This window comes from Syntrophorhabdaceae bacterium (assembly GCA_028713955.1).
Classification (GTDB): Bacteria; Desulfobacterota; Syntrophorhabdia; order Syntrophorhabdales; family Syntrophorhabdaceae; genus UBA5609.
Map to the genome: position 1 here is coordinate 1 of JAQTNJ010000268.1, position 4,009 is coordinate 4,009.

Consider the following 4,009-nt stretch of genomic DNA (forward strand, 5'->3'; position numbering starts at 1 on the left):
AATAACTGAAGGAAATGATGCTTGGATAGATAAAGTATATATGTCCACTACGGATATATTGGAAGAAGATGCTGTTTGGGTAAGTCAAGGAACATTTTTTATTGAACGTCCTACTTTTAAAGTAGGCATTCATGAAACAATGACAGGAGTTTGGGGCAGACAATCGACGGCTATACTAGCAGAACCTTTTGCTCAAAAGGTTACAAAGTTGTGGGATGAAGATACCACATTTTATGCGATTTGTAAGGAGATTATTGAATCAGTTGGTTTGGTTTGGGATTCCACTAAATGTGAGATTCAGGATTTTACCATATATGCAGATAATTTTGAGGCAGATGATCAATATCCAATTGAAGTATTGCAAGAATTAGTTGAATTGATTGTTGGGGAAGAGGGATTTGTTACCACAGATAGAGCAGGAAATATCTGTATTAAACGATTAGTAAGAGCGCCAACAACGTCGGACTATGATCTGACTGATTTGATTATTCAAGAAATCAATGAAGAACCGGAATGGCCTGAATTTGGAAATAGAATAAAAATTATTCCAGTTGAATCTGTTTCTCAAAATTCTATCTCCGTTGAATTGGGATCTGAATGTATTGGCATAAGCACTTTGCAAGTGGGTTATGTGGATGTGTGGGCACAAGTTAAAAATGGAGAAGGAGTTCCTTTAAATGATCAAGTTGTCGAATGGTCTTTTGACCCTGCCAGTCCAACAACTTTGTCCTATGTATATTCTCTTATTCAGAATAGTGCTGAAATGCTTATATCCAAAGAGATTGTCCGAGCGGATAGTCTTGTAGCTCTTTCCACTAAATTTGAAGCCGCTACTATTATTGGTATCTGGGCTTATGCAGATACAAGCAGAGCAAATAATTTTGTGGCTAATGGTGCTTATATTTTAAATGGAAAAAAAGTTTATTTGACAGAAAGTAATTTTAATTATTGTGATCAAATGGTGGTTGTTTCTTATGTGGTTTCTGGAATGGTTCATAATGTAGTAAAATATACTCCAGGAGCTATAGAATATACTGGAGAGGTTAGTATTATAGCTTCTTTATCTGGTAAAGAAGATTCAAAAACCATTTATGTAAATAATTATTGCAAATGTCCAAGTACATTGTCAGCAGAAATAGAACCTTCGACTTTAGAAATAGGAGAAATAGCAACCATAACGGCTTATTTGGAAAATGGAGATGAAGCTGTTTCTGGTAAAATTTATATGTATGAATATACCGGATTAGGAACTTTAGCTTCAAATGTTTTGAATACCGGATCGGTTACAGTTACCGATGAAAAAGCTGAAGCTGTCAATGTAATAGCAGGAGTTACTCAATGCATTACTAATTCGGCTATTTCTAGTGTAACAGGTGTTTATACTTATACGGAAGATTCTGATGGTGTAATTACTCATGTATCTGGAAATTTATATTCTTCTTTTTTAAACAAAACCATTAATTTAAATACAATAATTGCTACAGGAACTCCTTTAGTAATTACCTATCAAAGAGCAGGTTCTGTTGTAAATTACTTTACGGCAGTTACAGCAGGAGATGTGCGAATAACTGTTTCTTCTCCGGTTAATACAGAAGAAGGATTGTCTCAAGTTCTTTCTGCCACAATTAATGAAGCTAAAGAAGAAGCAGTGGAAGAACCAAAAACAATAGATGAAGTAACAGGAGAAACTTCAGAAACATATTATGTAAAAGGACCTTCTTCAATCATACTTCAAACAAGTACATATGGTTGTAGAACAGGAGCAACGCAAACTACAATTGGTGGAGGAAGTGGTGGTGCAGGGTTGCCTTTGTGTACTCAAAAATTTGGTTCTTGGACTTTACATAAAACTTCCGATGATTCTTATGTTGCTTCTGATATGTCCACAGATGGAACTAATATTGTTGTAAAAGGAAATAATATAGAAGTTACTATATGGCAAATTAAAGGTCAAAATTTTACGGTAACTCTCACAGGTCCTAAAGGAGTAACGGCTACTAAACAAGTATCTTTAACCCGCACAGACGGTATTTAGGAAAGGAGTAAATTATGTCAAGACCATCAGTTAATATTTTAGTGAGCATTTCACCGAATGATGTGGAGTGTTCAAATCCTGCAGGAGATTCTAATTTTCTTCTGTTAGGAGCAGGAGATTATTTAGTATGGAGAGATTTGCAACAACAAGATGGTGATCTTCTTTCTGGAGTAGGTTATCCTGTTATTATTCCGGAAGCAGGCACTTCAGAAGCACCTGCATTATTTTTAGCTGATAATAGTGCAGGAACATATCGACAAGTAGTTATGGCAGGAACCAGTCTAGCTGTATATGGTGGGGATAAACGATATGTTTGCTGTGCTTGTTTTAGCGGAGCTACTGCTTCAATTCCTTATCTTGAAATGTATGATGATGATTCTCATGCAACTTGGGAAAGTAAACCATTAGGAGATGGTACTCCTGCAAATAGTCTTTTCAGAGCAATTGCCACTACAAATGCCACTCCTGGTAGTGCTACTTGGAGCGGGACTCCTTTAGCAGGAACAGATTCAAGAATAGCTTTAGATACTGGTGTATTGACCGGAGCTAAATATTTATATTGGAACATGAAACATATATTAACAAGTGCGATGGCTGCTTGGGCAGCGGCAGAATGGTACAACAATGATTTAGTTTTTTCAATCCATTTTACTTACAATTAAAAGGAAGGTGCAAAGTGTGGAAAATCAAATTAACATTAATCGGTGGTCTTACTCATGAATTGAATGATGTAAGATCAGGAAATCCGGGTTGGGGAAGTTGTCAGCCTACAGCAATTGAAAGATTGAATTTTTCTTTCAAAGGAACAGATCCGAAAACAGGCAGAGAAGATAATTATGAATTAGTCCTTGCTGGTATGAAAGAATATAATTTTTTTGTTGAAGCCAGCAGAAATATTCTAGGTGGTAAAACAAAGATTCAAGGTCTTTGGTTTCTCGGGAAACTTCCCGTTACAAATCAAATTGTTGGATATGTTTTGAAAGACAGCATTGCCAGAATAAATGCCATTGATGGTCAAGAATATAATGGAACAGCCACAGTAGGTTGGAAACCAGGCATTCTTGATGGCAATCCTTTTATAGATATTATCAGAAGATAATAAAGGAGAATATAAATGCCTGATGAATACGATGAGTACGATGAGTATGATGGCATAGGTGTTCTATTTGCTTTTTCCAAATGGACTTTTGATGATTTGGGAATTTCATTTGAATATCAAGGATTGCAATATGAAAATATTGCCGTAGAATTTGAATTTTTCAAAGCAGGTTATTATAATTATCAAAATTTTGGTTTGTTGTTTGAAGCGAGCATAGGGGCAGATTATTCGGATGTTCCTTTTATTTTTAGTGCCATTAAACAACCTCAAAATTTTGTATCTTATATTTTTCAAAAATTGTATTGTGTATGTTCGGAATTATCTCCGGTTTATGATGACATTGCTTTACAAAATTGGAATGTTAAACCCAATCAAATATGGTATGTTTCTGTTACTTCAGCTGGTGTAGTGACTTTATATGATACTCTTGCAGATGTTACTAATGGAACTAATCCTGTAGCTACTGGAATAGCAGATGCCGATTTATTGGTGATTTTGACTTATGTTTCTCCAGAAACAGTTATGGATTATTATTATACCGATCTTGTTTATCATTTGTCTCTTTCGGCATTACCAACCGGAACCAGAAAATTCAAAGTAAAACCATTAACTGACTTGTCAGAAATTAGACATGCCATTTATAATAATTCAAACATTACTATATCAAGAGGGCAAGCCGAATTAAATCTGCATACTTATGCCATCAAAGGCAGAGAAATTGTTCTTGGCACACATTTACCTACATTAGAATGTGGGGATAATGTTGATCTGACAAGCACCAGAAGAAATAAAACGGCAGAGAAAAGTCAAGTATTATCTCAAACAATTGCTGGAGAAGTTAGTGATGGTGGGGAAACTTCTTTAGTGACCACAAT

The 4,009-nt window shown here is 35.4% G+C and carries 4 protein-coding genes; all 4 read left to right on the forward strand.

What is annotated here, in order from left to right:
- Positions 1–2,035: hypothetical protein (locus tag PHU49_15400; GenBank protein ID MDD5245393.1), on the forward strand; the 2,035-nt coding region annotated here is incomplete at its 5' end.
- Positions 2,036–2,049: 14 nt separating this feature from the next.
- The gene (locus PHU49_15405) at positions 2,050–2,697 is read left to right on the forward strand and encodes a hypothetical protein (protein ID MDD5245394.1); all 648 of its coding nucleotides are present in this window, start codon (positions 2,050–2,052) and stop codon (positions 2,695–2,697) included.
- Between the two features lie 14 nt (positions 2,698–2,711).
- A complete protein-coding gene (locus tag PHU49_15410; GenBank protein ID MDD5245395.1) occupies positions 2,712–3,134 on the forward strand; it encodes a hypothetical protein in 423 nt (140 codons plus the stop codon).
- 15 nt (positions 3,135–3,149) lie between these two features.
- Positions 3,150–4,009, forward strand: an 860-nt coding sequence (locus PHU49_15415) for a hypothetical protein (protein MDD5245396.1), incomplete at its 3' end; no start/stop codon positions are given.

Excerpts from the sequence above, each read along its gene's own strand:
- PHU49_15405 (MDD5245394.1), top strand. The coding sequence starts at position 2,050 with ATGTCAAGACCATCAGTTAATATTTTAGTGAGCATTTCACCGAATGAT.